This window comes from Pseudomonas syringae CC1557 (assembly GCF_000452705.1).
GTDB lineage: Bacteria > Pseudomonadota > Gammaproteobacteria > Pseudomonadales > Pseudomonadaceae > Aquipseudomonas > Aquipseudomonas syringae_F.
The window spans coordinates 5439887-5466156 of sequence record NZ_CP007014.1; the positions used below are offsets into that span (position 1 = coordinate 5439887).

General features: G+C 59.8%; 23 protein-coding genes. 7 read left to right on the forward strand and 16 right to left on the reverse strand.

Features of this window, described 5'->3' with window-relative positions; all coding sequences use genetic code 11:
* The first annotated feature begins 130 nt into the window (after positions 1-130).
* From N018_RS23970 to N018_RS23980, 3 genes are all read left to right on the forward strand, one after another.
* A complete protein-coding gene (locus N018_RS23970) occupies positions 131-1498 on the forward strand; it encodes a CYTH domain-containing protein (RefSeq protein ID WP_024645104.1) in 1368 nt (455 codons plus the stop codon).
* Between the two features lie 349 nt (positions 1499-1847).
* Positions 1848-3632 carry a GspE/PulE family protein gene (locus N018_RS23975; RefSeq protein ID WP_024645103.1) on the forward strand — a complete coding sequence of 595 codons (1785 nt, stop codon included), beginning with the start codon at positions 1848-1850 and terminating at the stop codon, positions 3630-3632.
* 126 nt (positions 3633-3758) lie between these two features.
* A complete protein-coding gene (locus N018_RS23980) occupies positions 3759-4079 on the forward strand; it encodes a DUF2388 domain-containing protein (protein WP_024645102.1) in 321 nt (106 codons plus the stop codon).
* Between the two features lie 53 nt (positions 4080-4132).
* Here the strand turns inward: N018_RS23980 and gcvH are convergent, their stop codons facing one another.
* The 5 genes from gcvH to N018_RS24005 all read right to left on the reverse strand — a co-directional run bounded on the left by gcvH (position 4133) and on the right by N018_RS24005 (position 9397).
* Positions 4133-4519, reverse strand: a complete 387-nt coding sequence (gene gcvH, locus N018_RS23985) for a glycine cleavage system protein GcvH (RefSeq protein WP_024645101.1) — start codon at positions 4517-4519, stop codon at positions 4133-4135.
* A 47-nt stretch (positions 4520-4566) separates the two neighbouring features.
* Positions 4567-5649 (reverse strand): glycine cleavage system aminomethyltransferase GcvT, encoded by a 1083-nt coding sequence (gene gcvT / locus N018_RS23990; RefSeq protein ID WP_024645100.1) that lies wholly within the window; start codon positions 5647-5649, stop codon positions 4567-4569.
* Positions 5650-5809: 160 nt separating this feature from the next.
* Positions 5810-7426 (reverse strand): ABC transporter permease, encoded by a 1617-nt coding sequence (locus N018_RS23995; protein ID WP_025390917.1) that lies wholly within the window; start codon positions 7424-7426, stop codon positions 5810-5812.
* 149 nt (positions 7427-7575) lie between these two features.
* Complete coding sequence (locus N018_RS24000) at positions 7576-8577, reverse strand: extracellular solute-binding protein (RefSeq protein ID WP_025390918.1); 1002 nt, start codon at positions 8575-8577, stop codon at positions 7576-7578.
* A 115-nt stretch (positions 8578-8692) separates the two neighbouring features.
* Positions 8693-9397 (reverse strand): Crp/Fnr family transcriptional regulator, encoded by a 705-nt coding sequence (locus N018_RS24005; RefSeq protein WP_025390919.1) that lies wholly within the window; start codon positions 9395-9397, stop codon positions 8693-8695.
* An 80-nt stretch (positions 9398-9477) separates the two neighbouring features.
* On the opposite strand from N018_RS24005, the gene N018_RS24010 reads away from it, so the two are divergent.
* Positions 9478-10002, forward strand: a complete 525-nt coding sequence (locus N018_RS24010) for a DUF962 domain-containing protein (protein WP_025390920.1) — start codon at positions 9478-9480, stop codon at positions 10000-10002.
* 131 nt (positions 10003-10133) lie between these two features.
* Here the strand turns inward: N018_RS24010 and N018_RS24015 are convergent, their stop codons facing one another.
* The 6 genes from N018_RS24015 to dibA form a co-directional block, all read right to left on the reverse strand.
* Positions 10134-11114 carry a sulfate/molybdate ABC transporter ATP-binding protein gene (locus N018_RS24015; protein WP_025390921.1) on the reverse strand — a complete coding sequence of 327 codons (981 nt, stop codon included), beginning with the start codon at positions 11112-11114 and terminating at the stop codon, positions 10134-10136.
* 2 nt (positions 11115-11116) lie between these two features.
* Entirely contained in the window at positions 11117-11986 is an 870-nt protein-coding gene (cysW, locus tag N018_RS24020) for a sulfate ABC transporter permease subunit CysW (RefSeq protein ID WP_025390922.1), read from the reverse strand.
* 13 nt (positions 11987-11999) lie between these two features.
* Entirely contained in the window at positions 12000-12821 is an 822-nt protein-coding gene (cysT, locus tag N018_RS24025; protein WP_003421596.1) for a sulfate ABC transporter permease subunit CysT, read from the reverse strand.
* Positions 12822-12915: 94 nt separating this feature from the next.
* Positions 12916-13926 (reverse strand): sulfate ABC transporter substrate-binding protein, encoded by a 1011-nt coding sequence (locus N018_RS24030; protein WP_024645094.1) that lies wholly within the window; start codon positions 13924-13926, stop codon positions 12916-12918.
* Positions 13927-14073: 147 nt separating this feature from the next.
* Positions 14074-14253, reverse strand: coding sequence for a sulfur starvation response protein OscA (oscA, locus tag N018_RS24035; protein ID WP_003318679.1), 180 nt, complete (start codon positions 14251-14253; stop codon positions 14074-14076).
* Between the two features lie 200 nt (positions 14254-14453).
* Positions 14454-16373 carry a phosphodiesterase DibA gene (dibA, locus tag N018_RS24040; protein ID WP_025390923.1) on the reverse strand — a complete coding sequence of 640 codons (1920 nt, stop codon included), beginning with the start codon at positions 16371-16373 and terminating at the stop codon, positions 14454-14456.
* A 154-nt stretch (positions 16374-16527) separates the two neighbouring features.
* On the opposite strand from dibA, the gene desA reads away from it, so the two are divergent.
* Both desA and N018_RS24050 read left to right on the forward strand, forming a co-directional pair.
* Positions 16528-17712, forward strand: coding sequence for a delta-9 fatty acid desaturase DesA (gene desA / locus N018_RS24045; protein WP_024645092.1), 1185 nt, complete (start codon positions 16528-16530; stop codon positions 17710-17712).
* Between the two features lie 132 nt (positions 17713-17844).
* Positions 17845-18843, forward strand: a complete 999-nt coding sequence (locus tag N018_RS24050) for a GGDEF domain-containing protein (RefSeq protein WP_024645091.1) — start codon at positions 17845-17847, stop codon at positions 18841-18843.
* A 194-nt stretch (positions 18844-19037) separates the two neighbouring features.
* On the opposite strand, the gene N018_RS24055 is transcribed toward N018_RS24050, so the two are convergent.
* From N018_RS24055 to gabD, 3 genes are all read right to left on the reverse strand, one after another.
* On the reverse strand, positions 19038-20429 hold the full coding sequence (locus tag N018_RS24055; protein ID WP_025390924.1) for an HDOD domain-containing protein: 1392 nt from the start codon (positions 20427-20429) through the stop codon (positions 19038-19040).
* Between the two features lie 156 nt (positions 20430-20585).
* Positions 20586-21866, reverse strand: a complete 1281-nt coding sequence (gene gabT, locus N018_RS24060) for a 4-aminobutyrate--2-oxoglutarate transaminase (protein WP_025390925.1) — start codon at positions 21864-21866, stop codon at positions 20586-20588.
* A 194-nt stretch (positions 21867-22060) separates the two neighbouring features.
* Positions 22061-23503, reverse strand: a complete 1443-nt coding sequence (gabD, locus tag N018_RS24065) for an NADP-dependent succinate-semialdehyde dehydrogenase (RefSeq protein WP_024675265.1) — start codon at positions 23501-23503, stop codon at positions 22061-22063.
* Between the two features lie 338 nt (positions 23504-23841).
* Between gabD and N018_RS24070 the strand changes: the two genes are divergently transcribed.
* Positions 23842-24195 (forward strand): gamma-glutamylcyclotransferase family protein, encoded by a 354-nt coding sequence (locus N018_RS24070; RefSeq protein WP_025390926.1) that lies wholly within the window; start codon positions 23842-23844, stop codon positions 24193-24195.
* A 72-nt stretch (positions 24196-24267) separates the two neighbouring features.
* Here N018_RS24070 and N018_RS24075 read toward each other — a convergent pair whose 3' ends face one another.
* Positions 24268-24903, reverse strand: coding sequence for a LysE family translocator (locus N018_RS24075; protein WP_025390927.1), 636 nt, complete (start codon positions 24901-24903; stop codon positions 24268-24270).
* A gap of 45 nt (positions 24904-24948) precedes the next feature.
* Positions 24949-26214 (reverse strand): FAD-dependent monooxygenase, encoded by a 1266-nt coding sequence (locus N018_RS24080; RefSeq protein ID WP_025390928.1) that lies wholly within the window; start codon positions 26212-26214, stop codon positions 24949-24951.
* Between the last annotated feature and the right edge of the window lie 56 nt (positions 26215-26270).

The following is a 26270-nucleotide window of genomic DNA, read 5'->3' on the forward strand; positions in this document are numbered from 1 at the left end:
TCATCATAGGGCCATAGCAACCCAGGAATAAACCGTTTCGGGTCATGTCCTGTACACTGCCGCCCTCAGCAGCCGTTCAGCCATGGGCTGCGCTCCCGTTATCAGCATCAGCGTTTGGATTCCCCCGGCCATGCAAAAAGAAACAGAAATCAAACTCCGCGTCAGCCGCGAGACCCTCGCTGCACTGCGCGAACATCCGTTGCTCAAGAAGCGCAACAAAAGTGGCTGGGAGCGCCTGGAACTGTCGAACCAGTATTTCGATACCCCGGAGCGCGAGCTGGCACATGCCAAGGTCGCGCTGCGCATTCGTCGCGACGGTGATCAGATCATCCAGACCATGAAGACACGCGGGCAAAGCGTGGCTGGGCTGTCCGAGCGCAATGAATACAACTGGGACCTGACCAAGGCCAAGCTGGACCTGAAGAAGCTCGAAGGCGATTGCTGGCCCGAACAACTGGCCGGGCTGGACAAGAAAACCATCAAGCCGCTGTTCACCACTGATTTTGTGCGTGAAAAAGCCGAAATCGCCTGGGGTCGCGGCAAGACCAAGGTCGTGATCGAGGCCGCGCTGGACCTGGGCCAGGTCGTAGCGGGCAAGCAGAAGGAAGAAATCTGCGAGCTGGAACTGGAGCTGCGCGAAGGTGATCCTGCCGCCCTGCTGGAACTGGCGGCCGAGCTGGCTGCAACGTTGCCATTGATGCCGTGCGACATCAGCAAGGCCGAGCGCGGCTATCGCCTGCTCGACGCCAGCAGCTACTCCCTGAGCCTGCCTGCACCCACCCTGAACGCAGAAACGCCGCTGGACGACGCCTACTCGGCGCTGGCCTGGCATCTGCTGGGCAGCAGCCAGCGTCTGGCCGAGCAATACCGTTTCAATGGCCACTGGCGACTGCTGCAGGACTGGGTCGAAATGCTCGCTGAGCTGCGCGCGCTGACCAGCAGTCTCGGTCAGGCCGCACCGCGCAGTTCGTCGGCGCAACTGCGTACCGCATTGGATGCCCTGCTGGAAGACTGGCGCCCGCTGGTTCAGGCCGGTCAGGAAGATGGTGATGTTCGTGGCGCGGCTCACGAGCAGTTTCTTGAAGAGTTGCAGGACACCCGCTGGGGCGAGTTCTCGCTGAACACCTCACGCTGGTTGCTGGCACGCAGCTGGACGGCCGAGCGCAACACGCGCGGTAACCGCCAGGGCGCTGCGCTGTTGAGCAGCTGGCTGCCTCGCCTGCTGGGTGAAGAAGCGACCTCCCTGCAACTGAGCCGCTATCAGCAGCAGCCGGAAGACCTTGCCGAGCAACTGCCACGCATCGAGCGCATCCAGGCCTGGCTGCACTGGGCACGTGGCGCGCTGGACCTGCCGGAGCTGGATCGCCTGTACGGCGAACTGCGCAAACTGGAAGAGCTGGCGCATCTGGACATCAGCGACGAAGTCCTCGACGCCCGCGTTCAGCAAGCGATCACCGTGTTCCAGAGCCGCGCGTGGAAGACCTTGTTGCGTTTGTAACAGCCTTCAAACCACGACGATTATGGTGCCCACGCTCCGCGCTCGACGTTATACATAAGCCCTGAAGAACCTGGAAAACGGGCCTTTCAGGCTTCTGTCCGCAAGGCGTAGGAGCGACGGGGCGGCGATCCTACGCCCTGCGGCCAGAAGCAAAAGCGTACTTGTGTATAACGATGAGCGCAGCGCGTGGGAACGAGAGGCATGGCAGCAATCGAGCGACACCTCCCCCTCCCGGCTGAATCAATTTAGCTGCTACAGTAATTCCCGGTCGCACAGAAGGCGCAACGCTGCCACGCTGGGCGACTACTCTTGCTCATCGTCTGTTGATCAATAGTCTCAAGGAGCGCCCATGGCAGCCCTGGCCCCCTCTTCACAGGATCGCTGGCTCGATCTGAACGATGTGCTGCGTGATCTGGTCGCCGCAGGCTTTCTCGGTCAGGACGACTCGGAAACGGCGCTCATCCAGCGCCGCAGTGCGGTGAACATTCAGCTGCACCCTCTCGAATTTCTTGCGTCGTTGCAGTTCGACGACCTGAAACGGCCTGGCAAAAAACTCGACCTGGAAACCCTCACCGCTTGGCTGGCGAAGGCCTGTGACCAGCCCTACATGCGCATCGACCCGCTGAAGATCAATGTAGCGGCGGTCACGCCATTGATGTCCTACGCCTTCGCCCAGCGCCACAAGATTCTCGCCGTGGCGGTGGATCGCGAATCGGTCACCATCGCCAGCGCCCAGCCTTACGTCAGCTCGTGGGAAGCCGACCTCGCCCACGTGCTCAAGCTTCAGGTAAAACGCGTCGTCGCCAACCCGACAGACATCCAGCGCATGGCGATGGAGTTTTTCCGGTTGGCGAAGTCGGTCAGCGGTGCCAACGCGTCTGAACAGAAAATGAGCAACATGGGCAACTTCGAACAGTTGCTCAAGCTCGGCGCCAGCGATCAGGAACCCGACGCCAACGACGCGCACATCGTCAATATCGTCGATTGGCTGTTCCAGTACGCGTTCCAGCAACGTGCCAGCGACATTCACATCGAGCCGCGTCGCGAACAGGGCACTGTGCGCTTCCGCATCGATGGCGTGCTGCACAACGTCTATCAGTTTCCGGCGCAGGTCATCATGGCGATTGTCAGCCGCCTGAAAAGCCTGGGGCGGATGAACGTCGCTGAAAAGCGCAAGCCGCAGGACGGCCGCGTCAAGACCACTACCCCTGAAAACCGCGAAGTGGAATTACGCTTGTCGACCTTGCCGACGGCGTTCGGCGAGAAGATGGTGATGCGGATTTTCGATCCTGAGGTGCTACTCAAGGATTTCGATCAACTGGGTTTTTCCAGCGATGATTTGCGGCGCTGGCAGGAAATGACCCGCCAGCCCAACGGCATCATTCTGGTCACCGGCCCGACCGGTTCGGGCAAGACCACTACGCTGTACACCACCCTCAAGAAGCTGGCGACCTCGGAGGTCAACCTCTGCACCATCGAGGACCCGATCGAAATGGTCGAGCCTGCCTTCAACCAGATGCAGGTGCAGCACAATATCGAGCTGAGCTTTGCGGCAGGCGTGCGCGCATTGATGCGACAGGACCCGGATATCATCATGATCGGCGAGATTCGCGACCTGGAGACAGCCGAAATGGCGATCCAGGCCGCATTGACCGGCCACTTGGTGCTTTCGACGCTGCACACCAACGATGCACCCAGCGCAATCAGCCGGATGCTGGAGTTGGGCGTGCCGCATTACCTGCTCAAAGCCACCATCCTCGGCGTCATGGCCCAGCGTCTGGTGCGCACCCTGTGTCCGCACTGCAAGGCACCAATCAACCTGAACGAAACCGACTGGCAAACCCTCACCCGTCCGTGGCAAGCCCCCGTACCGCCCGGCGCTCATCAGGCGGTAGGCTGTGTGGAATGCCGTGATACCGGTTATCGGGGCCGGGCCGGGGTCTACGAGATCATGGTCATGTCGGACAACATCAAAGCCTTGATCTCCGCAGACCTCGACCTCAATGCCATGCGGCGCCAGGCGTTCAAGGAGGGCATGCGCAGCTTGCGCCTGTCCGGCGCCCAGAAAGTCTCGGCCGGGCTGACTACACTGGAAGAAGTGCTGCGGGTTACGCCACAGAGCGAGCAGCGCTAGACACGTAGAAGGCGGTATTGCCGCAGCCCGCCAGCTAAAGTGAACCACTTAGTTCACATTGATTGAACTAGTTCATGGCTTTGGCTATCCAACCCCTCAGAACAACCACAGTCGGAGTATCTCACCATGCGTCTCAAGTTTGCTGTCGCCACCGTAGCCTTGCTTTCCATCCCGATGGGTTCAGCGATGGCTGACACCTTCTGGCGTAACGTGCTGTCCTCGGGCGCTACCACCGGCTCGACTTACCTCACCTTCAAGGATCACAAGCTGATCGTTGCCGCTCAGGATGATGCCGGCAGCTATGTCGCCAGCAACGGCGACATTCGTGGTCCGTTTCTGGAAGCAGCTATCCAGCAGGTGCGTAAAGACAATCCTGGCTTGAAAGCAACCGACATGGAACTGGCCAACGCAATCCTGGACAAGAACCTGGTTGCTGAAAGTCAGTAAGTGTCAGGCATAAAAAATGCCGCTCGATGAGCGGCATTTTTTTCGCCCGGTGATTACTCGCCGATGGCGCTTTTGTAACCTGCGGAGTCCAGCAGTTTAGCCAGATCAGCGTCAGCGTCAGTCGGCTTCAACTTGAAGATCCAGGCGCTGTAAGGCTCGCTGTTGAGCGACTCCGGCGAATCACCCAGTGCTTCGTTGACTTCGACCACTTCGCCCGCCACTGGCGAGTAGATGTCCGAGGCAGCCTTGACCGACTCGACAACACCGGCAGCATCACCTGCGGCGAACACCTTGCCGATTTCCGGCAGTTCAACGAAAACCACATCGCCCAGCGCTTCCTGTGCGTGGTCCGAGATGCCGACAGTCACGGTGCCATCGGCCTCAAGACGCGCCCATTCATGACTTTCGGCGAAACGCAGCTCGGCGGGAATATTGCTCATTTAGTCATCCTCAACATCGATCGGGTCAGCGGAAAACCCGCCATAGGTTAGATCAGGGCTTTGCCATGTCGCACGAACGCGGGCTGCACCACCCGCACCGGATACCACTTGCCGCGGATTTCCACCTCGGCCCGGTCGGCAGTCGCCATCGGAACACGCGCCAGCGCAATGGATTTGCTCAACGTAGGAGAGAAACTACCACTGGTGATCTCACCTTCGCCAATTTCTGCGATTCTTACCACCTGCTGAGCCCGCAACACGCCGCGCTCTTCGAGCACCAGACCGACCAGTTTGAAGGCGACCCCTTCGGCTCGTTCGCGCTCCAGAGCCTTGCGGCCTATGAAGTCACGGTCGGCAGGCTCCCAGGCAATGCTCCAGGCAATGTTCGACACCAGCGGTGAAACGCCCTCGCCGATGTCCTGACCATACAGGTTCATGCCCGCTTCAAGGCGCAACGTGTCACGAGCACCCAGGCCGATGGGGGAAATACCCGCGCCGACCAGCTCATTGAAAAAGCTCGGCGCCTGTTCGGCAGGCAGCATGATTTCCAGGCCGTCTTCGCCGGTATAGCCAGTACGTGCGATGAACCAGTCGGCATCGTCCCGACCTTCGAACGGTTTGAGCTCGGTGATCAGCCTGGCGCGCGAACTGGAAACCAGCTCGGCAATCCGTGCCCGGGAGCGTGGCCCCTGGATGGCCAGAATCGCCATCTCGCTGCGCTCGTTCAGTTGCACATCGAAGTCGCCCAGTTGCGACTTCATCCAGGCAAGATCCTTGAAACCGTTCGCGGCGTTGACCACCAGACGATAACCTTCAGCGGTCAGGTAGACGATCATGTCGTCGATGATTCCGCCCGCCTCATCCAGCATGGCGCTGTAGAGCGCCCGGCCCGGTGTAGTAAGCCGGTCGACATCATTGGCCAGCAAGTAACGCAGCCAGGCATTGGCCTGACGACCGACCACGTCGATCACATTCATGTGCGAGACATCAAAGACCCCACAGTCGCGACGCACCTGATGGTGCTCCTCAACCTGCGATCCATAATGCAACGGCATGTCCCAGCCACCAAAATCGACCATCTTCGCGCCAAGGGCGAGGTGCAGGTCGAACAGGGGGGTACGCTGTCCCATGGGTTTCTCCTTCCGGGCGTGGCGAGGGTGCGGGTGCGGGCAGAAAAAGTCGGCAAGCCCCCAATGGACCGGGGTTTGCAGCACGTTTACAACTGGCCGAATAATCTGACAGACCGCACCGATTGCGGCGCATTGTAGCCGCAAGGTGTGGACCCCGCACCTAACCAATGTGACGAGCAGAGCGCCGAATCAACCCGATGACGGGCAATAATCCTACAAGTACCAGCGTCAAAGCCGGCAGCGCAGCGCGCGCCCACTCGCCCTCGCTGGTCATTTCGAAGATCCGTACGGCGAGCGTATCCCAGCCAAACGGGCGCATCAGCAGGGTTGCAGGCATCTCTTTGAGTACATCGACAAACACCAGCAACGCGGCGCTCAGGGCTCCGGGCACCAGAAGCGGCAGGTACACGTTAAGAAACAACTTGGGGCCGCTGACGCCCAGACTGCGTGCGGCCTCGGGCAATGAAGGTCGAATGCGCGACAGGCTGTGCTCCAGCGGACCGAAGGCGACTGCGATGAAACGTACAAGGTAAGCCAGCAGCAGCGCTGAGAGGCTGCCCAGCAACAAGGGCTTGCCTGCCCCGCCCAGCCAGCCGGACAGCGGGATCACCAGTTCCCGGTCCAGATAACTGAAGGCCAGCATGATCGAGACCGCCAGCACTGAACCCGGCAGCGCATAGCCCAGGTTGGCGAGGCTGACCCCGGAGCGAATCGCGGGCGTCGGTGCCATGCGTCGGGCAAAGGCCAGAATCAATGCCACGCTGACAGTGATCAGGGCGGCGATACTGCCCAGATAAAGGGTATGCAGGATCAGACCGACGTAACGCTCATCCAGATCGAACCGGCCACGTTGCCAGACCCAGATGATCAATTGCAGCACCGGTACGATGAAGGCGCAGAGAAACACCAGACCACACCAGGCACTGGCACCCCATGCCTTGAAGCCGCGCAGCGGGTAGAGCGCCTGGCCTCGGGGGCGTTCGTTGGTCGGGCGACTTGCGCCTCGGGCACGGCGCTCGCCGTACAACAGGATCAGCACCGCCAACAGCAGCAGGCTTGCCAGTTGCGCGGCGCTGGAGAGGCTGAAAAAGCCGTACCAGGTTTTGTAGATGGCGGTGGTGAAGGTGTCGAAGTTGAACACCGAGACTGCACCGAAGTCCGCCAGGGTTTCCATCAGCGCCAAGGCCACACCCGCACCGATGGCCGGGCGCGCCATCGGCAGTGCCACTCGCCAGAACGCCTGCAAAGGGCTTTGCCCCAATACGCGTGCGGCTTCCATCAGGCCCTTGCCCTGCGCCAGAAAAGCCGTGCGTGCCAGCAGGTAGACGTAAGGATAGAAAACCAGCACCAGCACAATGATCACCCCGCCCGTGGAGCGCACACGCGGCAGGCGCAGGCCAGCGCCGAACCAGTCACGCATCAGGCTCTGCACCGGGCCGGAAAAATCCAGCAGGCCGACGAAGACGAACGCCAGCACATAGGCGGGAATGGCAAACGGCAGCATCAGCGCCCAGTCCAGCCAGCGCCGACCGGGAAATTCGCACAGGCTGGTCAGCCACGCCAGACTCACTCCCAGCAGCGTCACACCCACGCCCACACCGAGCAGCAGAATCAAGGTATTGCCCAGCAGGCGTGGCATCTGGGTGTCGAGCAGGTGAGACCAGATCTGCCCGTCAATCGTCCCCCACGAGAGCAGCAGAACGCTCAGCGGCAGCAACACCAGCGCAGCGATGGCGAAGACCAGGGGATACCAGCGACGTTGGACAGGATGGGCCAAGGGATTCTCGAAATGAGGGGTTATACGTCTCTAAGTCATGCATTCATGCGGCACAGCCCGCTCAAGATCGGACGCGGAGCGTCCAGAACGGCGCTCCCACGCTGGAGCGTGGGAGCGATAATTAATAGAGCCAAGCGTTGGGTATTAAATCAATTCCAGCCCGCGCGATCCATCATGCGGATGGCTTCTGCCTGGCGCTTGCCTGCCACTTCGACCGGCAGGGTATCGGCCTTGAACGGCCCCCAGCTTGCCACTTCCTCCGAGGGTGCCACCTTCGGGTTGGCCGGGAACTCCTGGTTGACGCTGGAAAAAATCGTCTGCGCCTCAGGACCGGTCATCCACTCGACCAGCGCCTTCGCAGCTTCCGGGTGCGGGGCATACTTTGTCAGCCCAATACCCGACAGGTTGACGTGTACGCCACGATCAGACTGGTTCGGCCAGAACAGTTTTACCGCCAGGTCAGGGTTCTGCTTGTGCAGCCGGCCGTAGTAGTACGTGTTGACGATGCCGACGTCGCACTGCCCGGCATTGATCGCCTCAAGCACTGCGATGTCATCGGAAAAAACGTCCGTGGACAGGTTGTTGACCCAGCCCTTGAGAATCTTCTCGGACGCTTCAGCACCGTGGGTTTCGATCAGTGTGGCGGTCAGCGACTGGTTATAGACCTTCTTTGCGGTACGCAGGCACAGGCGCCCTTCCCAGTTCTTGTCGGCCAGCGCTTCGTAGGTGGTCAACTCCGCCGGTTTTACCCGATCCGTCGAATAGGCAATGGTCCGTGCGCGCAGGCTCAGGCCGGTCCAGCCGTGAGTGGACGAGCGATATTGCGCAGGAATATTGGCTTCGATCACCGGCGAGGTGAACGGCTGCAGGATGCCCATTTGCTCGGCCTGCCAAAGGTTGCCGGCATCGACCGTCAGCAGCAGGTCGGCAGTCGCATTCTCGCCCTCGGCCTTGATGCGCTGCATCAAGGGCGCTTCCTTGTCGGTGATGAATTTGATCTTCACACCGGTCTTGGCCGTATAGGCATCAAACACCGGTTTGATCAGTTCGTCTATCCGGGAGGAATACACCACCACCTCGTCGGCGGCCTGAGCGGTGCCGCCCAGCAAAGTCAGTGTCAGAGCAGCCAGAAGACGCTTGCTTGCCTGCATCGGGGTATCTCGCGTTCGCAAATGAGGCGAAATGGTAGTGAATCCCATTTGCTATCTCAATCGAAGCGCAAACAGAGCAGTTACCGAATGTTTCCAGGCTTCATCAATCAGGCGCTCAGCAAACCGCCTTCGCCTTGGAAAAGTTTGCGATCTTGCGCAATTTCTCGACGTCGAACACTTCCAGTTGCCCTATGCCCAAGCGTATGACCTTGCGCTCGTGCAGGTCCTCAAGCACTTCCAGCAAGGCTGAAAGCGAGAGGCCTTGCAGCGAGCTGATTTCATCGAGCGTGATCAGGCGCCGCGCATGGCTCAACGGGCCATACCCCTCACTCAGCACCAGCAGCCGCCATGCAACCCGTGAACGGGGCGGTAACTGCCGCAGCTTTTCGGGATTTTGCAGCGGCAAGCCGAGCTTCTGGCTCAGCAGCGCCGCGAACGATCGCCAGTACTCCGGGTGCTGGTCGAGCAGCGACGCGAGGAATGACTGCGGCACATGCAAAAAGATCGTCTGCTCCAGCGAGCAGACCTCGAACCGGCGCGGCATGCCGTCAAACAGCGAGACCTCGCCGAACCAGTAAGGCCGCCGGATCGGCTCATGCCGAGGCCCCAGCCGCTGAACATGCGCGCCGCCAATGCGCACATTGCCTTCCAGCAGCGCGTAAAGACCGCACGGCGCAGCGCCTTTTTCGAACAGCATCTTGCCGGGCGTCTTGCGGATCTGGCGAGCTGCATGCAGCACGCTATCCTGCAACGCGGCAGGCAAATGGGAAAACCAGTAGTCGGATAGCAACGATGACCGCCACAGCACTCCGTTTGTCATTTTTGCTCCCTTTTATTGCGGGCATTCGTATTGCAAAGGCGATACGGTAGCTAAAACCGCTTATCGTCGCAGGCAGCATCATGAAAACCCTTGTCGATCATCTCAGTCAATACGCGTCCTATCATCGTGATTCGCGCAATATCGTGACGCACTTCGTGGGTATCCCGTTAATTGTGCTCGCGGTGGCGGTGCTGCTGTCGCGTCCGGGCTGGAACATCGGCGGGTTGTGGTGCTCGCCTGCGGCAGTGGTGACGCTGGCGTCGACGGTCTTTTACCTGAAACTCGACCGTGCGCTGGGCGTGGTGATGGCGGCGTTGCTGGTGCTGTGCGTCTGGGCTGGCGCGCTTCTGGCGCAGCAGGCCACCCTGGTCTGGCTGAGTGCGGGGGTCGGGTTGTTCGTGGTCGGCTGGGTGATCCAGTTCATCGGCCATTACTACGAAGGCCGCAAACCGGCGTTTATCGATGACGTGACCGGCCTGATCATCGGCCCGCTGTTCGTAGTCGCCGAACTGGCGTTCCTGATGGGCCTGCGCAAACCCCTGCAGCACGCCATCGAAGAACGCTCAGGCCCGGTAGGGCGACATGTGCGCAAAGCGGTGGTTTAGCACCGCTACGTGAAATCGGACGCAGAGCGTCCAGAACGGCATTCCCACGCTGGAGCGTGAGGAACGATAGGTGGCCGGAAAAACGCTTATCGTGCCGACGCTCCCTCGCTCCAGCGCACACGCTCACCCCCTCAAAGCTTCTGCCAGACCTTCGGTTTGAAGAATAGTGTCTCGCCCTTGGCAAGGCCCACCAGGCTGTCGTGGTCTTTCACCACTTCGGCTTCGATCAGTTCGTTCTGCCCTTCCACTTTCAACGTAACCCGCGTGGTCGCACCCAGCGGGCGGATGTCGCGGACTTCGGCGGCGTGGTGGTCTTCGATTTCCTGACGTGACAACGACACTTCGTGCGGGCGGAACAGCACATGGCCTTCGTCACCCAGGCTCAGGCGGTTGGAGTCGCCAAGGAAGTGGTAGACGAAGTCGTTGGATGGGTTCTCGTACACTTCGCCCGGCGAGCCAATCTGCTCGATCACACCCTTGTTCATGACCACGATGCGGTCGGCCACTTCCATGGCTTCTTCCTGATCGTGGGTCACGAAAACCGACGTCAGGTTGATGTCTTCGTGCAAGCGCGCCAGCCAGCGACGCAGCTCCTTGCGGACCTTGGCGTCCAGCGCACCGAACGGCTCGTCCAGCAACAGCACTTTGGGCTCGACCGCCAACGCACGGGCCAGCGCGATTCGCTGACGCTGACCACCCGACAGTTGCTCGGGATAACGGTCGGCCAGCCAGTCCAGCTGCACCATGTTCAGCAGTTCGTGGACCTTTTCGGCGATCCGCGTTTCAGTCGGGCGCTCGCGCTTGGGCTTCATGCGCAGGCCGAAGGCGACGTTGTCGAACACCGTCATGTGGCGGAACAGCGCGTAATGCTGAAACACGAACCCGACGTTGCGATCACGCACGTCATGGCCGGAAACGTCTTCACCATGAAACACGATGCTGCCGTCGTCCGGAGTTTCCAGACCGGCAATAATGCGCAGCAGAGTGGTCTTGCCGCAGCCTGAAGGCCCCAGCAAAGCCACCAGCTCGCCACTCTGGATGTCCAGACTGATGTTGTTGAGCGCCTTGAAAGCGTTGAAATTCTTGCTGACGTTACGGACTTCGATCGACATGATTATTCCTCCGCCGCGTTGTGGCGCAGACGGTTAATGCGGGATTCGCTCCACTGCTTGAGCAGCAGGATGAACAGCGCCAGGATCAGCAACAGGCTCGCCACGGCGAAGGCCGCAACGTGGTTGTACTCGTTGTAGAGAATTTCGACGTGCAGCGGCAGGGTGTTGGTAACGCCGCGAATGTGCCCGGACACCACCGACACCGCGCCAAACTCGCCCATCGCCCGTGCGGTACACAGCACCACGCCGTAGATCAGGCCCCATTTGATGTTCGGCACCGTGACGTGCCAGAACATCTGCCAGCCATTGGCGCCCAGCAGGCGTGCAGCCTCTTCTTCCTGAGTGCCCTGCTCCTGCATCAGCGGGATCAGCTCACGCGCCACGAACGGCACGGTGACGAATATGGTCGCCAGCACAATGCCCGGCAGGGCAAAGACGATCTGGATGTCGTGATCCTGCAACCACGGACCGAACAGGCCCTGCGCGCCAAACATCAGCACGTAGACCAGACCGGCGATGACTGGCGACACCGAGAACGGCAGGTCGATCAGCGTGACCAGAATGCTCTTGCCACGGAACGAGTACTTGCTCACGCACCACGCCGCACTGACGCCGAACACCAGGTTGAGCGGCACAGAAATCAGCACCGCAATCACCGTCAGCTTGAGGGCTGACAAGGCGTCCGGCTCGAGGATCGCAGTGAAGAATGCACCCAGACCGTTCTTCAAGCCCTGGGACACCACGATGAACAGCGGCAAGCCCAGAAACAGCACGAACACCAGCCAGCACAGGCCGATCAGGATACGTCGCGACACCGCGCTGCCACGACGGGCGGCGTTGGCGGAGGCGGCTGAAACAGATGAATAGGACATATTCTGCGCCTCCTCAGGATGGGGTTTCGATGCGCCGCTGCAACAGATTGATCAGCAGCAGCAGAATGAAGGAAACCACCAGCATCATCACGCCGATAGCGGTCGCGCCGGTGTAATCGTACTGGTCAAGCTTGACCATGATCAGCAGCGGCAGGATTTCGGTTTTCATCGGCATATTGCCGGCGATGAAGATCACCGAACCGTACTCGCCCACGCCTCGGGCAAACGCCAGGGCGAAACCGGTCAGCCAGGCGGGCAACAACGCCGGAACGAGAATATGGCGGAACACCTGCAACGGACGCGCGCCCAGACAGGCTGCGGCTTCTTCGACTTCACGGGGAATGTCAGCCAGCACGGGCTGCACGGTGCGCACCACGAACGGCAGCGTGACGAAGGTCAGCGCCAGGGTGATGCCTAACGGGGTGTAGGCGATCTTGAAGCCAAGGTCTGCAGCGAACTGCCCGACCCAGCCATTGGGCGCGTACAGCGCGGTCAGGGCGATACCGGCCACGGCAGTCGGCAGGGCAAACGGCAGATCGATCATCGCATCGATGATCTTGCGGCCGGGGAAGGTGTAACGCACCAGCACCCAGGCCAGCAGCGTGCCGATCACACCATTGATCAGAGCTGCATAAAAGGCGGTGCCGAAACTCAGCTTGAGTGCCGCGATCACGCGAGGCGCCGTGATGATGGTCCAGAACTGATCCCAGGTGAGCTGCGCGGCATGCACGAACATGGCGGCCAGCGGTATTAGCACAATCAGACTGAGGTACACCAAGGTGTAGCCCAGCGTCAGCCCGAAGCCGGGTATGACGGGGGAGATACGACGCGACATAGAAGTCCCTGGTTTCACTTGCACGAAGCCCGGAGGTTAATCCGGGCTGCTTGACCCAACCTGCGGTGCCACTTGCACAGCACCGCTATTCGGTTTATTGCGCTTGGTAAATCTGGTCGAACACGCCGCCATCATTGAAGAACTTCGGCTGCGCAGTCTTCCAGCCACCAAAGTCTTTGTCGATAGTCACCAGATCGAGTTTCGGAAACTGCTTCTCGTATTTGGCAGCGATTTCCTTGTCACGTGGACGATAGAAGTTTTTTGCGGCGATTTCCTGACCTTCCTTGCTGTACAGGTGCTTGAGGTACTCGGTCGCGATTTCAGTGTTGCCCTTCTTCTCGGCATTCTTGTCGACCACGGCCACTGGCGGCTCGGCGAGAATCGACAGCGAAGGCACGATGATGTCGAACTTGTCCTTGCCGCCATCTTCTTTCAGCGCGAGGAACGCTTCGTTTTCCCAGGCCAGCAAGACATCGCCCTGGCCGTTGTTGACGAAGGTAATCGTCGAACCCCGAGCACCGGTGTCCAGAATCGGCACATGTTTGAACAAGGTCTGTACGTATTCCTTGGCCTTGGCTTCGTCACCGCCGCCGGCTTTCAGGCCATAGGCCCAGGCGGCCAGGAAGTTCCAGCGCGCACCGCCGGAGGTCTTCGGGTTAGGGGTGATCACCGAAACGCCTTCCTTGGTGAGATCGCCCCAGTCCTTGATGCCTTTCGGGTTGCCCTTGCGGACCAGAAACACGATGGTCGAGGTGTAAGGCGTGCTCGCGTCCGGCAGGCGGGTCTGCCAGTTTTCAGGCAGGGTCTTGCCAAGTTTGGCGATTTCGTCGATGTCACCAGCCAGCGCCAGCGTCACCACGTCGGCACGCAGGCCGTCGATCACGCCACGCGCCTGCTTGCCCGAACCACCGTGAGACTGCTTGATCTCAACCTTGTCGTCCGGATGGGCTTTCTTCCAGTAATTGACGAATTCTGCGTTGTAATCCTGATACAGCTCGCGTGTCGGATCGTAAGACACGTTGAGCAGTTCGTAATCCTTGGCAACAGCCGAACCTGCGAAAACAGCACTGGCGATGGCGGCCAGCGCGAAGCGGCGAATGGACATAGATGAAGCTCCTGGAAATTCTGTGTGTCGGCTTTTTGAATTCTTCTTGGCGCGTCAGAACGGCATCCGTGCTGGCGAGCTGCTTGTCTTCAGCGGTGCTTCAGGAGTCAGGATGACGCCCTCCGGTTGACCAGTCGGGTTGCAACGTCAGCTTTGCTTGGCGGGGTTCTGCAAGCGGAATTTTTCCTTGCGCTCGATCTGCACCACCTGTGCGTTGTGCACAGTGATTTCGACGGCGCCAAACCGCAGGTCACGCAACGCACTCTGTATCTCACGCAGAATGGCTGCTTCGTCCTGACCGTCAACACTACGTAGAGATGCGCTCATTATCTTATTCCTTGAAAGGTGAGAAACCTGCCGTCGTGACTGGGTCGATGGCTGTGGAGATGGCGCAATCATAGTGAGGCGGAGATATTCTTAAAAAGACTATTTAAGAATGCAGATATAACCAAAAGAAATTTAGCGCGCCGGTATACGGTCAGGCTGTATTGCACATCCTGACTCGTATCATTCGTTCGGGTAGCGGGCTAGTTGAATGCGGGCGCGTGAGCCCAGTCGATTGCCTGGGCCGGCATTGGGCGGGCGAACCAGTAGCCCTGGCCCAACTGGCAACCATTGCTCAGCAGAAATGACGCCTGGCTGGCGTGTTCGATACCTTCTGCCAGCACGCGCATGCCCAGGCTGGAGGCCAGCGCGATGACCGTCCGGACAATCGCGATATCATCATCGTCACCCGGCAGCCCGGCAACGAAGCCTTGATCGATCTTCAGTTTCTGTACCGGCATGCTCTTGAGCCGCAAGAGTGACGAGTAGCCCGTGCCGAAATCGTCGATGGCGAGGCTCAGGCCCAGTTCACGCAGCCGATGCAATTGTTCGATGGCCTGCTCGGGGTCCTCCATGACCGCGCTTTCAGTGACTTCCAGCTCAAGAAACGTCGGATCAAGCCCGGTATCGTTCAGCACCTGTGCCACTTGCCGATCCAGATCGCCCCGGCTGAACAGACGGCTGGACACGTTGACCGCAACGGACGCAATCGCAACGCCGGCCGCCAGCCAGGCCTGCATTTGCCGGCAGGCGGTATTCAGCACCCAGGCGTCGATATCGACGATCAGCCCGTTCTGCTCGGCGATGGGGATGAAATCGCCCGGCGACACCATGCCGCGCGTCGGGTGCTGCCAGCGCACCAGCGCCTCGACAGCGCAAATGCGCCCGGTCACCAGGTCGTGAACCGGCTGGTAGAACACTCGTAGCTCTTCCTGCTCGATTGCCTGACGCAGTTCACTGGCCAGTTGCACCCTTTGTCGGGCTTGGGCGGTCAGTTCTTCGGTATACAGCGCAAAGCCTTCACGGCCGTCACTCTTGGCCTTGAACAGCGCCGAGTCGGCATTGCGCAACAACTGTTCGGCGGTCAGTGCGTCACCGGGAAACAGGCTGATGCCGATGCTCGCAGTGACAAACAGCTGATGCCCGGCAATGGCGTACGGCGCCTTGAAAGCGTTGATCACCTGCTGCGCAAGGGCGGCAGCATGAACCATCTGTGTACAGTTTTTGACCAGCAGCGCAAACTCATCGCCGCCCAGGCGCGAGACCGTCAGGTTGCTGTTGGCCAGCCCCTTGAGGCGTTCGGCAACTGCCTTGAGTACCTCGTCGCCGATGTTATGGCCAAGGCTGTCGTTGATGTTTCTGAAGTTATCCAGATCCAACAGCAACAACGCACAGCCGCGCCTGCTGGAGCGTGCCGAGGTCAGCGCCTGGCTGATACGGTCGGTCAACAGCAGACGGTTCGGCAATTCGGTCAGCGCGTCGTAGTGTGCCAGTTGCGCCAGTTCCTGCTCGGAGCGCTTGATGGCCGTGATGTCGGAAAACACCGCCACGTAGTGCCTGGCTTTCCCGTCTTCCCCCTTGATGCTGCGGATGGTTTGCCACTGCGGGTAGATCTCGCCGCTTTTGCGCCGATTCCAGATCTCGCCGCTCCACTGACCGGCACTCAGCAGCGAGTGGTACATCTGCCGATAAAACTCGGGGCCATGCCGACCGGACTTGAACTTGCTGGGGTTGAAGCCCAGGACCTCTTCGGCCTGATAGCCGGTGATGTCGACAAAGGCGCGATTGACGTGGACGATACGCCCTGCGGCATCACTGACCAGCACACCTTCACGCGTGCTGTCGAATACCACCGCCGCGAGCAGCAGCCGGTCATAATCCTGCTGTTGCCGCTCAAACAGTGCCTCGCCGCCGACGATGCACTTCAATTTGTCACGTGCAATGAAGATCATGACGGCGCTGAGCAGCGCCCAGCTGCAACCGATCATCTGGTGCCCGAAGACCAGTTGCGCCGGGTCTTCGACCAAAAAAGGCAGCAGATAATGGCCGGTCACGAACCACAGAATCGACAGCAGCCCATACAGGACGGCGGTTCGCAGTGCGCCACGGGAATAATCGGACATAAAAAACCAAGCCTGACGAAAGGTTTGGATTATAAAGCAAGAAACATCCTGCGACGCTTATCTGCAAGGGTGACTGGTTTTCTGTGCAATGTCAGTGATAATGCCACTGTAAATTTTTTCTTCACCGGTAATTTCTACGAGGGCCAAACAGCCTATGTGGTACAACGGTTTGCTCGACCTCTCCGTCTGGCAGGTAATAGCAGTCACGCTGGTAATGACCCACGTGACGATTATTGGCGTCACGGTCTATCTGCACCGCTATTCAGCGCACCGCTCGCTTGAACTCAATGCGGGGCTGAAGCACTTTTTCCGTTTCTGGCTGTGGCTGACCACTGCCCAGAACACCCGCGAGTGGACAGCCATCCACCGCAAACATCACGCGAAATGCGAAACCGTCGACGACCCGCACAGCCCGGTCATCAAAGGCCTGTCCACGGTTCTGCGCAAAGGTGCGGAGCTGTATCGCGAAGAAGCACAAAATCAGGACACCCTGCGCATCTACGGCAAAAACTGCCCGGAAGACTGGATCGAGCGCAATCTGTACTCGCGCTACAAGCTGCTGGGTATCGCCCTGATGGCGGTGATCGATGTGGCGCTGTTCGGCGCCCTCGGCATCACGGTCTGGGCTGTGCAGATGATTTGGATTCCGTTCTGGGCGGCAGGTGTGGTCAACGGCCTTGGCCATGCAGTCGGCTATCGCAATTTCGAATGCCGTGACGCAGCGACCAATCTGGTGCCATGGGGCATCGTGATCGGCGGCGAAGAGCTGCACAACAATCACCACACCTACCCCAACTCGGCCAAGCTTTCCGTCAAGCCGTGGGAATTCGACATGGGCTGGGCGTGGATCAAGGTATTCAGCTTCCTGCGTCTGGCCAAGGTCCAGCGGGTTGCGCCTATCGCCCACCGCGTCGAAGGCAAGGGCAGCATGGACATGGACACCGCCATGGCGATCCTCAACAACCGGTTTCAGATCATGGCGCAGTACCGCAAGCTGGTGATCGCGCCACTGGTTGCCCAGGAGCTGGGCAAGGCTGACGAATCGGTGCGCCATCAGTTCCGTCGTGCCAAACGGCTGCTGTCGCGTGAGACCAGCCTGCTCGATGACAAGCACCACGTGCGTATCCAAACCATGCTGGAACACAGCCACGCGCTGAAGGTGATCTATGAAAAACGCCTCGCGTTGCAGCAGATTTGGGCCAAGACCAGCAGCAATGGTCACGACATGTTGTCAGCCATGAAAGAGTGGATTCACGAAGCCGAAGCCAGTGGCATTCAGTCCCTGCGCGACTTCGCTGACCAGCTGAAAACCTACTCGCTGCGCCCTGCGCACGCCTGATACCGTTGATCGGCGCGCCCCTCCTGGGCGCGTCCGTTTTTGAACTTCCCCCCGCTCAGCCTATCTCATCAACTTTCCCGGGAACTATGGGAAAGGGTTTGGCAGTGCCGCCAATGCTTGAGATGCATGCTCATGGAAAAGCAGTCCCCTATCGCCTCATCCGGCGCACCGATCACAGATATGCCTGCAACCGCAGAAACCCTGTTAGCCCTGATGCACGCTCAGGCCGAAGTTGCACGCCTGAGCGAGCGCGAACAATTGTTCAGCTCTTTGCTGGTGAGTGTGAACGCTGTTCTGTGGGCGTTTGACTGGGAAACCCAGCATATGGTCTACGTCAGCCCGGCCTACGAGCGCATCTTCGGGCGGTCGGCGGGTTTGCTGCTGGCCGACTACGGCGAGTGGCGTGACAGCATCTACCCGGACGATCTCAACTACGCCGAACGCAGCCTGAGCGAAGTCATCGAGAAAGGCGCCATTGAAGATCGCGAGTACCGGATTATTCGTGCCGACGGCGAAGTCCGCTGGCTCAGCGACAAATGCTTCCTGAGCCATCGCGCCGACGCTAGTCAGCGCTTGATAGTAGTGGGCATCGCCGAAGACATCACCGAGAAGAAGCACCTCGAAGATGAACTGCAACGCTTGGCAACCACCGACGTACTGACCCAGAGCAGCAACCGCCGTCACTTCTTCGAATGCGCCCAGCGCGAGTTCGAACTGGCGCGTCTGAACGGCACACCGCTGGCCTTTCTGTTGCTCGATATCGATGACTTCAAACTGGTGAACGACACCTACGGCCACCAGGAAGGCGATACGGTCTTGCAGCGTATCGCGGAGAGCGGCCGTTCGGCATTGAGGCGGGGTGATCTGTTCGGGCGCATTGGTGGCGAAGAATTCGCTGCGGTGTTCCCCGGCTGCGCACCGGAAATGGCCATGCAGATTGCCGAACGCCTGCAACGCGAGATCCAGCGTCAGAACTTCCAGGCCAGTGGCGTCACGTTCAGTATTACTGCCAGCCAGGGCCTGACCAATCTTGGCCCGGACGACCAAAGCCTCGAATCGCTCTACGGCCGCGCCGACGCCGCGATGTATCAAGCCAAACGCCAAGGCAAGAACCAGATCGTACTGGCTTGAAATGCTTTCCCTGATGAGGAAGAGCCCAGAACCCAAAGCCTGTGCTCAGCGTCATACACAAATCCAACTGCACTAACCCAGGAAAACGGGCCCCGGATCGCGATAGCTCTCGCCCCGCGCATAGTAGCGAAAGTGTTCTCCCGGACGCCTCTCGTTCCTTACGCTCCGCGTTGGCACGAGAGTCAGTCAGTTTTTTACTTCTCGGGGGAACCCTGAACAGCGCCGGCCGGGTCCTCAATCTCAGCAGGCTCTTCGGCTGGCGATTCAGGTGTCATATCGAGCAGGTCGGGCCCGCCTTCCTCCTCTGCCGCCTGAGCAGCATCAGGCTCGACCGCAACCGGCCTCAGCAGACTCGGATCGGTCACACCGGTCAGCTTCTTGCGCAGCCGCTGCAAATCACCCACGCTCAGCTTCAACAGCTTGGCCGACTTGGTCTTGACCAGCTCAGTGACACTCTCCTCCTCGCCTAACCGCGCCATCTGCCCCGCCAGGTTCATCGTCAGTACTTCGCGCGTGTAGATGCCGGTGTTGTACTGATACACCGCAGCGATCAACTCACGCAGTTCCAGCGGCAAGCGCCAGCGGGTGCGCAACGCCGAACCGAATGCGGCGGAATACTGCTCCAGAGCGTGTTTGATGACCTGCTCGTTCAGCTCGCCACCGGCCAGCAGCCATTCCTGCAGGCAACCCAATACCGCCAGATCGCCCAGCGATTGCAGCAGCCCGGCGCAAAAACAGCGCTCCACATCCAGTTCCAGCATGCCGCCCAGAATGCGCGCGTAGTCGGCGGTGCGCTGCGACATGGCCCACAGCTCACTGGCCTGCGCCAGCAACGCATCGTCGGTGAGTACAGCCATGCGTTTTTTGGCCAGCCCCGAAGCAATGTTTGCGCCCTGCACCGGCCCCAGAACGGCCAAAGCCCCGGCCAGCGACTGAATCGGCTTGCCCAGATGCTGGGCAGCGCTGTTAGCGGCGGCAACCAAAACGGCGGTGATGTGCGGATCATTGCGCAGCTCCTGTTCCAGCAACACTGGATCAGTGCCGCCCGGCGTCTGACTGAGCTTTATCGCCGTCGCGACATCGACGTACAGCGGCGCACCGTCCGCAATATCACGACGCTTGTCGAGAAACGCAGTCAGGGTCAGCCCAGGCGCCAGCGCTGGCACCTCGCCCGGAGCCGGAGCGCGATGCTCCAGCAGCAGCCCTTCCAGGCGATGGCGCAAACCCTCGGTGTTCAGCGGCTTGGTCAGGTAGGCGGTCGGTGCCAGCGGCACGACCTCGCGTACGCTGGCGCTGTCGTTGCGGTTGCTTAGCAGAATGAAAGGGATGGCGGGCTGACGACGCAGGTTGCGAACACCGCGCAGCAGGCTCAGCCCATCAATACCCGGCAGCTCGCGCGAGGCGATGACCAGATCAGGAAGATGCTTCTTCATCCACTCGACAGCCTGCTTGCCATCGGTGCACATCTCCAGTTCGACATCCGCACGCACACCCAGCACCAGATCACTCAGCGTCTCGCGGACCCAAGGGTCAGACTCAGCAATCAATACGCGAGGAACCGCGGGCAAAACTACAGCAGTCATCATGACTCTCCGATGTCGATGCGCTCACCTTAGCCAATGCAATCGTCCGTACATAGCCAAAACAGCGAAATACCTTGCTCCAGACGAAAAAAAACCCGTCGAAACGGGCTTTTTTTGTCTGTTTGGTCACAAATTAATCAATTCGTGACTTCACACTTTTCAGACGATTTCAGCAAAACATTCGTCGAGAATCGCCAGACCACGGTTCAGCAATTCATCTTCGGCGGTCAGCGGTACAAGCACCCGCAACACGTTGCCGTAAGTGCCGCACGACAGCAGGATCAGCCCCTTGTCACGCGCTTTCGCCACGACCTGCGCGACCGCTGCAGCGTTAGGCTTGTGCGAGTCGCCGTCTTCGAACAGCTCGACAGCGATCATCGCGCCCAGCGCACGCACTTCACCGATGACCGGGTACTTGGCCTGCATCGCCTTGAGCGACGTCACCAGGTGTTCGCCGAGTGCCTTGCAGCGCTCCAGCAGATGCTCTTCTTCAAAGATATCCAGAACCGCCAGTGCCGCCGCACAGGCTACCGGGCTGCCGGCATAGGTGCCGCCCAGGCCACCGGGTGCGATGGCGTCCATGTACTCGGCCTTGCCGCATACGCCCGCCAGCGGGAAACCGCCAGCAATGGACTTGGCAAACGTGGTCAGGTCGGCAGCAACGCCCATCTGCTCCATGGCGAAGAAGGTGCCAGTACGGCCAGCGCCAGTCTGCACTTCATCAGCGATCAGCAGGATGCCGTGCTTGTCGCACAGCTCGCGCAGACGCTTCATGAACGCCTTCGGCGCCACGTAGAAACCACCCTCGCCCTGCACCGGCTCGATGATGATTGCAGCGATGTCCTTTGGCTCGGCATCGTTCTTGAAGATGCGCTCGATGCTGGCGATGGAATCGTCAACGCTCACGCCATGCAGCTCGCATGGGTACAGCGCGCGGAAGATACCGCCCGGCATCAAGCCCATGCCAGCCGAGTAAGGCACCACCTTGCCAGTCAGACCGAGGGTCATCATGGTCCGGCCGTGGTAAGCGCCGGTGAATGCAATCACACCGGCACGGCCAGTGGCCGCACGGGCGATCTTCACGGCGTTTTCCACCGCTTCGGAACCGGTGGTCACCAGCAGGGTTTTCTTCTCGAAATCACCCGGGACCTTGGCGTTGACCTTTTCGCACAGCTCGACGTATGGCTCGTAAGCCAGCACCTGGAAGCAGGTGTGGGTCAGCTTGGTCAGCTGCTCTTGCACCGCTGCAACGATTTTCGGGTGCAGGTGGCCAGTGTTCAGCACAGCAATGCCGCCGGCGAAGTCAATGAATTCACGACCTTCTACGTCGGTCACAGTCGCGTTCTTCGCCGAAGCAGCGAAGATCGGGTGGATCTGCCCAACGCCGCGCGGGACGGCAGCATGGCGGCGTTGCATCAGGGAGTCGTTAGTCTTGCTCATGTATTCCTCATTCGCCGCTCATCGGTCGGCGTGGCTCAAGGATCAAGCGGGCTGGATCAACTGCGGCAGCATACGATGATCGACTGCTGCAGCCTTCAGGCCACCAAGAAACTGCTGTGCTGCAAAAAGCCGATGACACGTCGCTCTCGCGCGCCATCGGCTGCAATACCCCTGCGTCAGTCAGACCAATTCGATCAAACCGACAGGCAGAGGTATTTGATTTCCAGATAATCTTCGATGCCGTACTTGGAGCCTTCACGGCCCAGACCCGAAGACTTGATACCGCCGAACGGTGCCAGTTCGTTGGAGATCAGGCCGGTGTTTATACCCACCATGCCATATTCCAGCGCCTCGGCAACCCGGAACACGCGGCTCATGTTCTGCGCATAGAAGTACGACGCCAGACCGAACTCGGTGTCGTTGGCCAGCGCAATCGCCTCAGCCTCATCCTTGAAGCGGAACAGCGGTGCCAGCGGGCCAAAGGTTTCTTCCCTGGCGACGGCTGCATCTTTCGACACATTGACCAGAATGGTAGGTTCGAAGAAAGAACCTTCCAGACTGTTGCCGCCGGTCAGCACGGTCGCGCCTTTGCTGACCGCATCGGCGATGTGTTCCTTGACCTTGGCCACCGCCTTGTCGTCGATCAGCGGGCCGGTGGTGATGCCGTCTTCCAGACCGTTACCGATCTTCAGCTTGCCGACCGCCGCCTTGAGCTTCTCGGCGAACGCGTCATACACCGCGTCCTGCACATAGATGCGGTTGGCGCAGACGCAGGTCTGGCCGTTGTTGCGGTACTTGGAGATCATCGCGCCTTCGACCGCCTTGTCGAGATCGGCATCGTCGAACACGATGAAAGGCGCGTTACCGCCCAACTCCAGCGACACTTTCTTGATGTCCTTGGCGCATTCAGCCATCAACTGGCGACCAATCTCGGTCGAGCCCGTGAACGACAACTTACGCACAATCGGGTTGCCGGTCAGTTCGCTGCCGATATCGCCAGCGCTGCCAGTCACGACGCTGAACACACCGGCCGGAATACCCGCACGCTCGGCCAATTCAGCCAGCGCCAGTGCCGAAAATGGCGTTTGCGACGCAGGCTTGAGCACCATGGTGCAACCCGCAGCCAACGCAGGACCGGCCTTGCGGGTGATCATCGCTGCCGGGAAATTCCACGGCGTAATCGCCGCCGTCACACCGATCGGCTGCTTGAGCACGATCAGGCGCTTGTCCGGCTGGTGACCAGGAATCACATCGCCATAGACGCGCTTGGCTTCTTCAGCGAACCACTCGATAAACGACGCCGCATAGGTAATCTCGCCCTTGGCCTCGGCCAGTGGCTTGCCCTGCTCCAGAGTCATCAGCAGCCCCAGGTCGTCCTGGTTCTCGATCATCAGTTCGAACCAACGACGCAGCTTGTTGCCACGCTCTTTCGCCGTCAGCGCACGCCAGGCTGGCAGCGCCTTGTCAGCCGCCTCGATCGCCCGACGCGTCTCGGCCGCGCCCATTTTCGGCACAGTGCCGAGGATTTCGTTGGTCGCAGGGTTATTGACCTTGATCGACTGACCACCGTCCGCGTCCAGCCACTGACCGTTGATGTAGGCTTGCTGGCGGAACAGAGTGGAATCTTTAAGCTGCATGTCGGGCCTCCTAAAAAGCACCGCACGAAGGCGGAGCTAACAATTGAATATCGATGCACCCCGTTTGGAAGCCATCGTCAGGAAAACATTCCATCGGGTTCCAGCGATGCGCAACGCATAAAAGCAGGAAGACCGAACAAGAGCGTTTGAAATCTCAAACGAATCCTAGGCATTGCGGGGGCAAAGGACAATAGCCCGTTCGAAAAAAAGAACGGCTGAACATTCGACTGTTTTTTTGCATCCGCGCTAAGCTGGGTTACGCCGGTGAAGTCACCCAGCCTGACTGACACGGATTTTTGTAGATTCTTAATGCGGTTACTGACGACTCGAAGGCAAAAATGACGCAATCCCAGAGTTTCACGATACTGCTCTTCTCCTACGGCACCTTGCAGGACAAGGCTGTACAGCTGGCCAACTTCGGCCGGGAACTGACCGGCCAGGCCGATCAGATGATCGGCTACAAGCAGTCTTACGTTGAAATCACCGATCCGCAGGTGCTTGCCGAGAGCGGCAAGACGCATCACCCGATCATCAGCCCCAGTGCGGACCTGAACGACACCGTATCAGGCGCTGTTTACCAGATAACCCCGCAAGAACTGGCAGCGGCAGACGCCTATGAAGTTTCAGACTACAAGCGCATCGCCGTAGGGCTCGCCTCAGGCCTGACCGCTTGGGTCTACGTCGAGGCATGACCGTAAAGGGTTTGCGGACCGGCGCTTAGGCTAATTGTCCGGGCGCAGGCCTTTTCAAATGCAATCGGTTTATCAGGCTGCCCTGCCCTTCAACGTGAACAGGCTCAACCCCAGGCCAATGAACGACGCGCCAAAGACCCGGTTCACGTTCTGGCGCCTGCGGGCTGACGTGAGGTGGCGCTTGAGCGTCTGTGCCAGCAACACATAAAAGACATGAGCGACCACAGAACAACCGGCGAAGGTCACGATCAACACGCCCGTCTGCTCCACCTGAAAGGTGCCGGGCTGGATGAATTGCGGTAGAAACGCGATAAAAAACAGAATCGCCTTGGGGTTGGTCAGCGCCACCGAGATGCCTTTGAAAAACAGGCTCCCTGTCGATACCGCTTTGGGCTCGGTCGCCAGCGCATCAAACGCGCTGCTTGCGCTACGCCACTGTTTGATCCCCAGATAAACCAGATACCCCGCACCCGCGAGTTTCAGGACCAGAAACGCACTGGACGACGCCACCAGAACCGCCCCCAGCCCGGCCGTTACCGCCGTGGCAACCACGATCAGCCCCAAAGCGTTGCCGAGCGAACCGACCATCGCACGAGCCGGACCGTGGCTGATTGAATTCGACAGCGCCATGATCACCGCTGGGCCCGGTGTGAGCGTGACAAACAAGGCGATCATCGCGAAGCTGAGCCACTGCTGTATTGATTCCATTTTTTACTCTCCATGGGGCGCAGGTGTTAACCCACGTCTGTAGCGCTATCGATAATCCGGAAGCGTGAACGCCTGTACAGCCGGAGTCAGCGCCTTGGCCGTACGCCTGACAATAAACGGGGTTGCAACAATCCGCTGCACGGCGCGAAGAATCTTCACCCCCGCACGACTTTGCGGATGAACCAGACGCGGAACAAGCTTCGGCACACTCTGCGACTTCTTCACCACCGGGCGCAGAACGTACTCATACGCGGTGAGGGCCTCTGCAATCGTGTCGGTTTTGGTGAGTTCGCCCGCCAGCACATACGCGCCAATCAGCGACAACGAAGCACCGACACCGCCCAGCGGCGTCACACACCACGCCGCATCACCCAGCAACACCACAGGGCCATTCGACCAGCGATCCATCTTCACCTGGCGCAGGTCATCGAACCAGAAGTCCTCCGCGACCTCCATCCCGGCCAGCAGACGAGGCACCTCCCATCCAGCGCCCTCGAAAGACGCCCGCAGAAAAGCCTTTTGCTCTTCAACGCTGCCGCCGACCGCAAGGTGCTTCTGACCCTGCACATTGAAAAACGCCCGCGTCGTACCGCGGTTATCCGGACGAACGCCGGCACTTCGACCACCCACCGCGTTATACCAACGCGCAGTCTGGCTATCCGTAGGTGCGCGAGGCACGGTAAAAAAAGCGCTCGCCAGATCCATCCTGCGCGGCCGATTCTCACCGGGGAACACCAGCTCCCGCGTACGCGAACCGACACCTTCGGCAATGATCAACAAATCAAAACGCTCCTCGCTACCGCTCTCGAACGTGACACTCACACCCGCATCATCGTGCTCGACCGAAACGATCCGATCACCAAAACGATAGAACGCATCAGCAGACGACGCCTCATACAGCAGACGCGCAAGGTCACCGCGCAACACCTCAAGCTCAGCCGTCGGACCGTCGCCCTCCAGACCGGACAGATCAATGCGCGCCGCCGTGCGGTTGTCCTCATCGACCCACGCGATCCCCGTCTCGCCGGTATTAAGGTTCTTCACCGCCTGCTCAAGCCCCATCAGACGCAGCACTTCACGCGCAGCACCCCGCACATCCACATTCTGCCCGCCATCGCGAAAGGCAGGCGCCTGCTCGATAACCGTGACATCGCAGTTACGCTGCGTCAGCCACCACGCGGCAGCACAGCCCGCGATGCTGGCCCCGCTGACAAGAACGCGACACGGGCTGCGCTCGATGCTTTTGAACTGATTGATAAGAGGCCCTCGGTGAGAACGATCCGGGTGAGTGGTATGGGGTGCATCATGCACCCGAAGCGGACGGGCTGAAAGCCGGGTGTGGGTTTAGGTGTGGTGCTTTGAACGCC

Bases quoted from the DNA above. Each gene is read 5' to 3' on its own strand.
- cysW (WP_025390922.1), bottom strand. From the start codon at position 11,986: ATGTCCTATTCATCTGTTTCAGCCGCCTCCGCCAACGCCGCCCGTCGT.
- N018_RS24030 (WP_024645094.1), bottom strand. From the start codon at position 13,926: ATGTCCATTCGCCGCTTCGCGCTGGCCGCCATCGCCAGTGCTGTTTTC.
- N018_RS23975 (WP_024645103.1), top strand. From the start codon at position 1,848: ATGGCAGCCCTGGCCCCCTCTTCACAGGATCGCTGGCTCGATCTGAAC.
- N018_RS24015 (WP_025390921.1), bottom strand. From the start codon at position 11,114: ATGTCGATCGAAGTCCGTAACGTCAGCAAGAATTTCAACGCTTTCAAG.
- N018_RS23980 (WP_024645102.1), top strand. From the start codon at position 3,759: ATGCGTCTCAAGTTTGCTGTCGCCACCGTAGCCTTGCTTTCCATCCCG.
- gabD (WP_024675265.1), bottom strand. From the start codon at position 23,503: ATGCAGCTTAAAGATTCCACTCTGTTCCGCCAGCAAGCCTACATCAAC.
- N018_RS24075 (WP_025390927.1), bottom strand. From the start codon at position 24,903: ATGGAATCAATACAGCAGTGGCTCAGCTTCGCGATGATCGCCTTGTTT.
- N018_RS24070 (WP_025390926.1), top strand. From the start codon at position 23,842: ATGACGCAATCCCAGAGTTTCACGATACTGCTCTTCTCCTACGGCACC.
- N018_RS23970 (WP_024645104.1), top strand. From the start codon at position 131: ATGCAAAAAGAAACAGAAATCAAACTCCGCGTCAGCCGCGAGACCCTC.
- gcvH (WP_024645101.1), bottom strand. From the start codon at position 4,519: ATGAGCAATATTCCCGCCGAGCTGCGTTTCGCCGAAAGTCATGAATGG.
- N018_RS24010 (WP_025390920.1), top strand. From the start codon at position 9,478: ATGAAAACCCTTGTCGATCATCTCAGTCAATACGCGTCCTATCATCGT.
- gcvT (WP_024645100.1), bottom strand. From the start codon at position 5,649: ATGGGACAGCGTACCCCCCTGTTCGACCTGCACCTCGCCCTTGGCGCG.
- N018_RS24050 (WP_024645091.1), top strand. From the start codon at position 17,845: ATGGAAAAGCAGTCCCCTATCGCCTCATCCGGCGCACCGATCACAGAT.
- N018_RS24005 (WP_025390919.1), bottom strand. From the start codon at position 9,397: ATGACAAACGGAGTGCTGTGGCGGTCATCGTTGCTATCCGACTACTGG.
- cysT (WP_003421596.1), bottom strand. From the start codon at position 12,821: ATGTCGCGTCGTATCTCCCCCGTCATACCCGGCTTCGGGCTGACGCTG.
- dibA (WP_025390923.1), bottom strand. From the start codon at position 16,373: ATGTCCGATTATTCCCGTGGCGCACTGCGAACCGCCGTCCTGTATGGG.
- N018_RS24055 (WP_025390924.1), bottom strand. From the start codon at position 20,429: ATGATGACTGCTGTAGTTTTGCCCGCGGTTCCTCGCGTATTGATTGCT.
- oscA (WP_003318679.1), bottom strand. From the start codon at position 14,253: ATGAGCGCATCTCTACGTAGTGTTGACGGTCAGGACGAAGCAGCCATT.
- desA (WP_024645092.1), top strand. From the start codon at position 16,528: ATGTGGTACAACGGTTTGCTCGACCTCTCCGTCTGGCAGGTAATAGCA.
- gabT (WP_025390925.1), bottom strand. From the start codon at position 21,866: ATGAGCAAGACTAACGACTCCCTGATGCAACGCCGCCATGCTGCCGTC.
- N018_RS24000 (WP_025390918.1), bottom strand. From the start codon at position 8,577: ATGCAGGCAAGCAAGCGTCTTCTGGCTGCTCTGACACTGACTTTGCTG.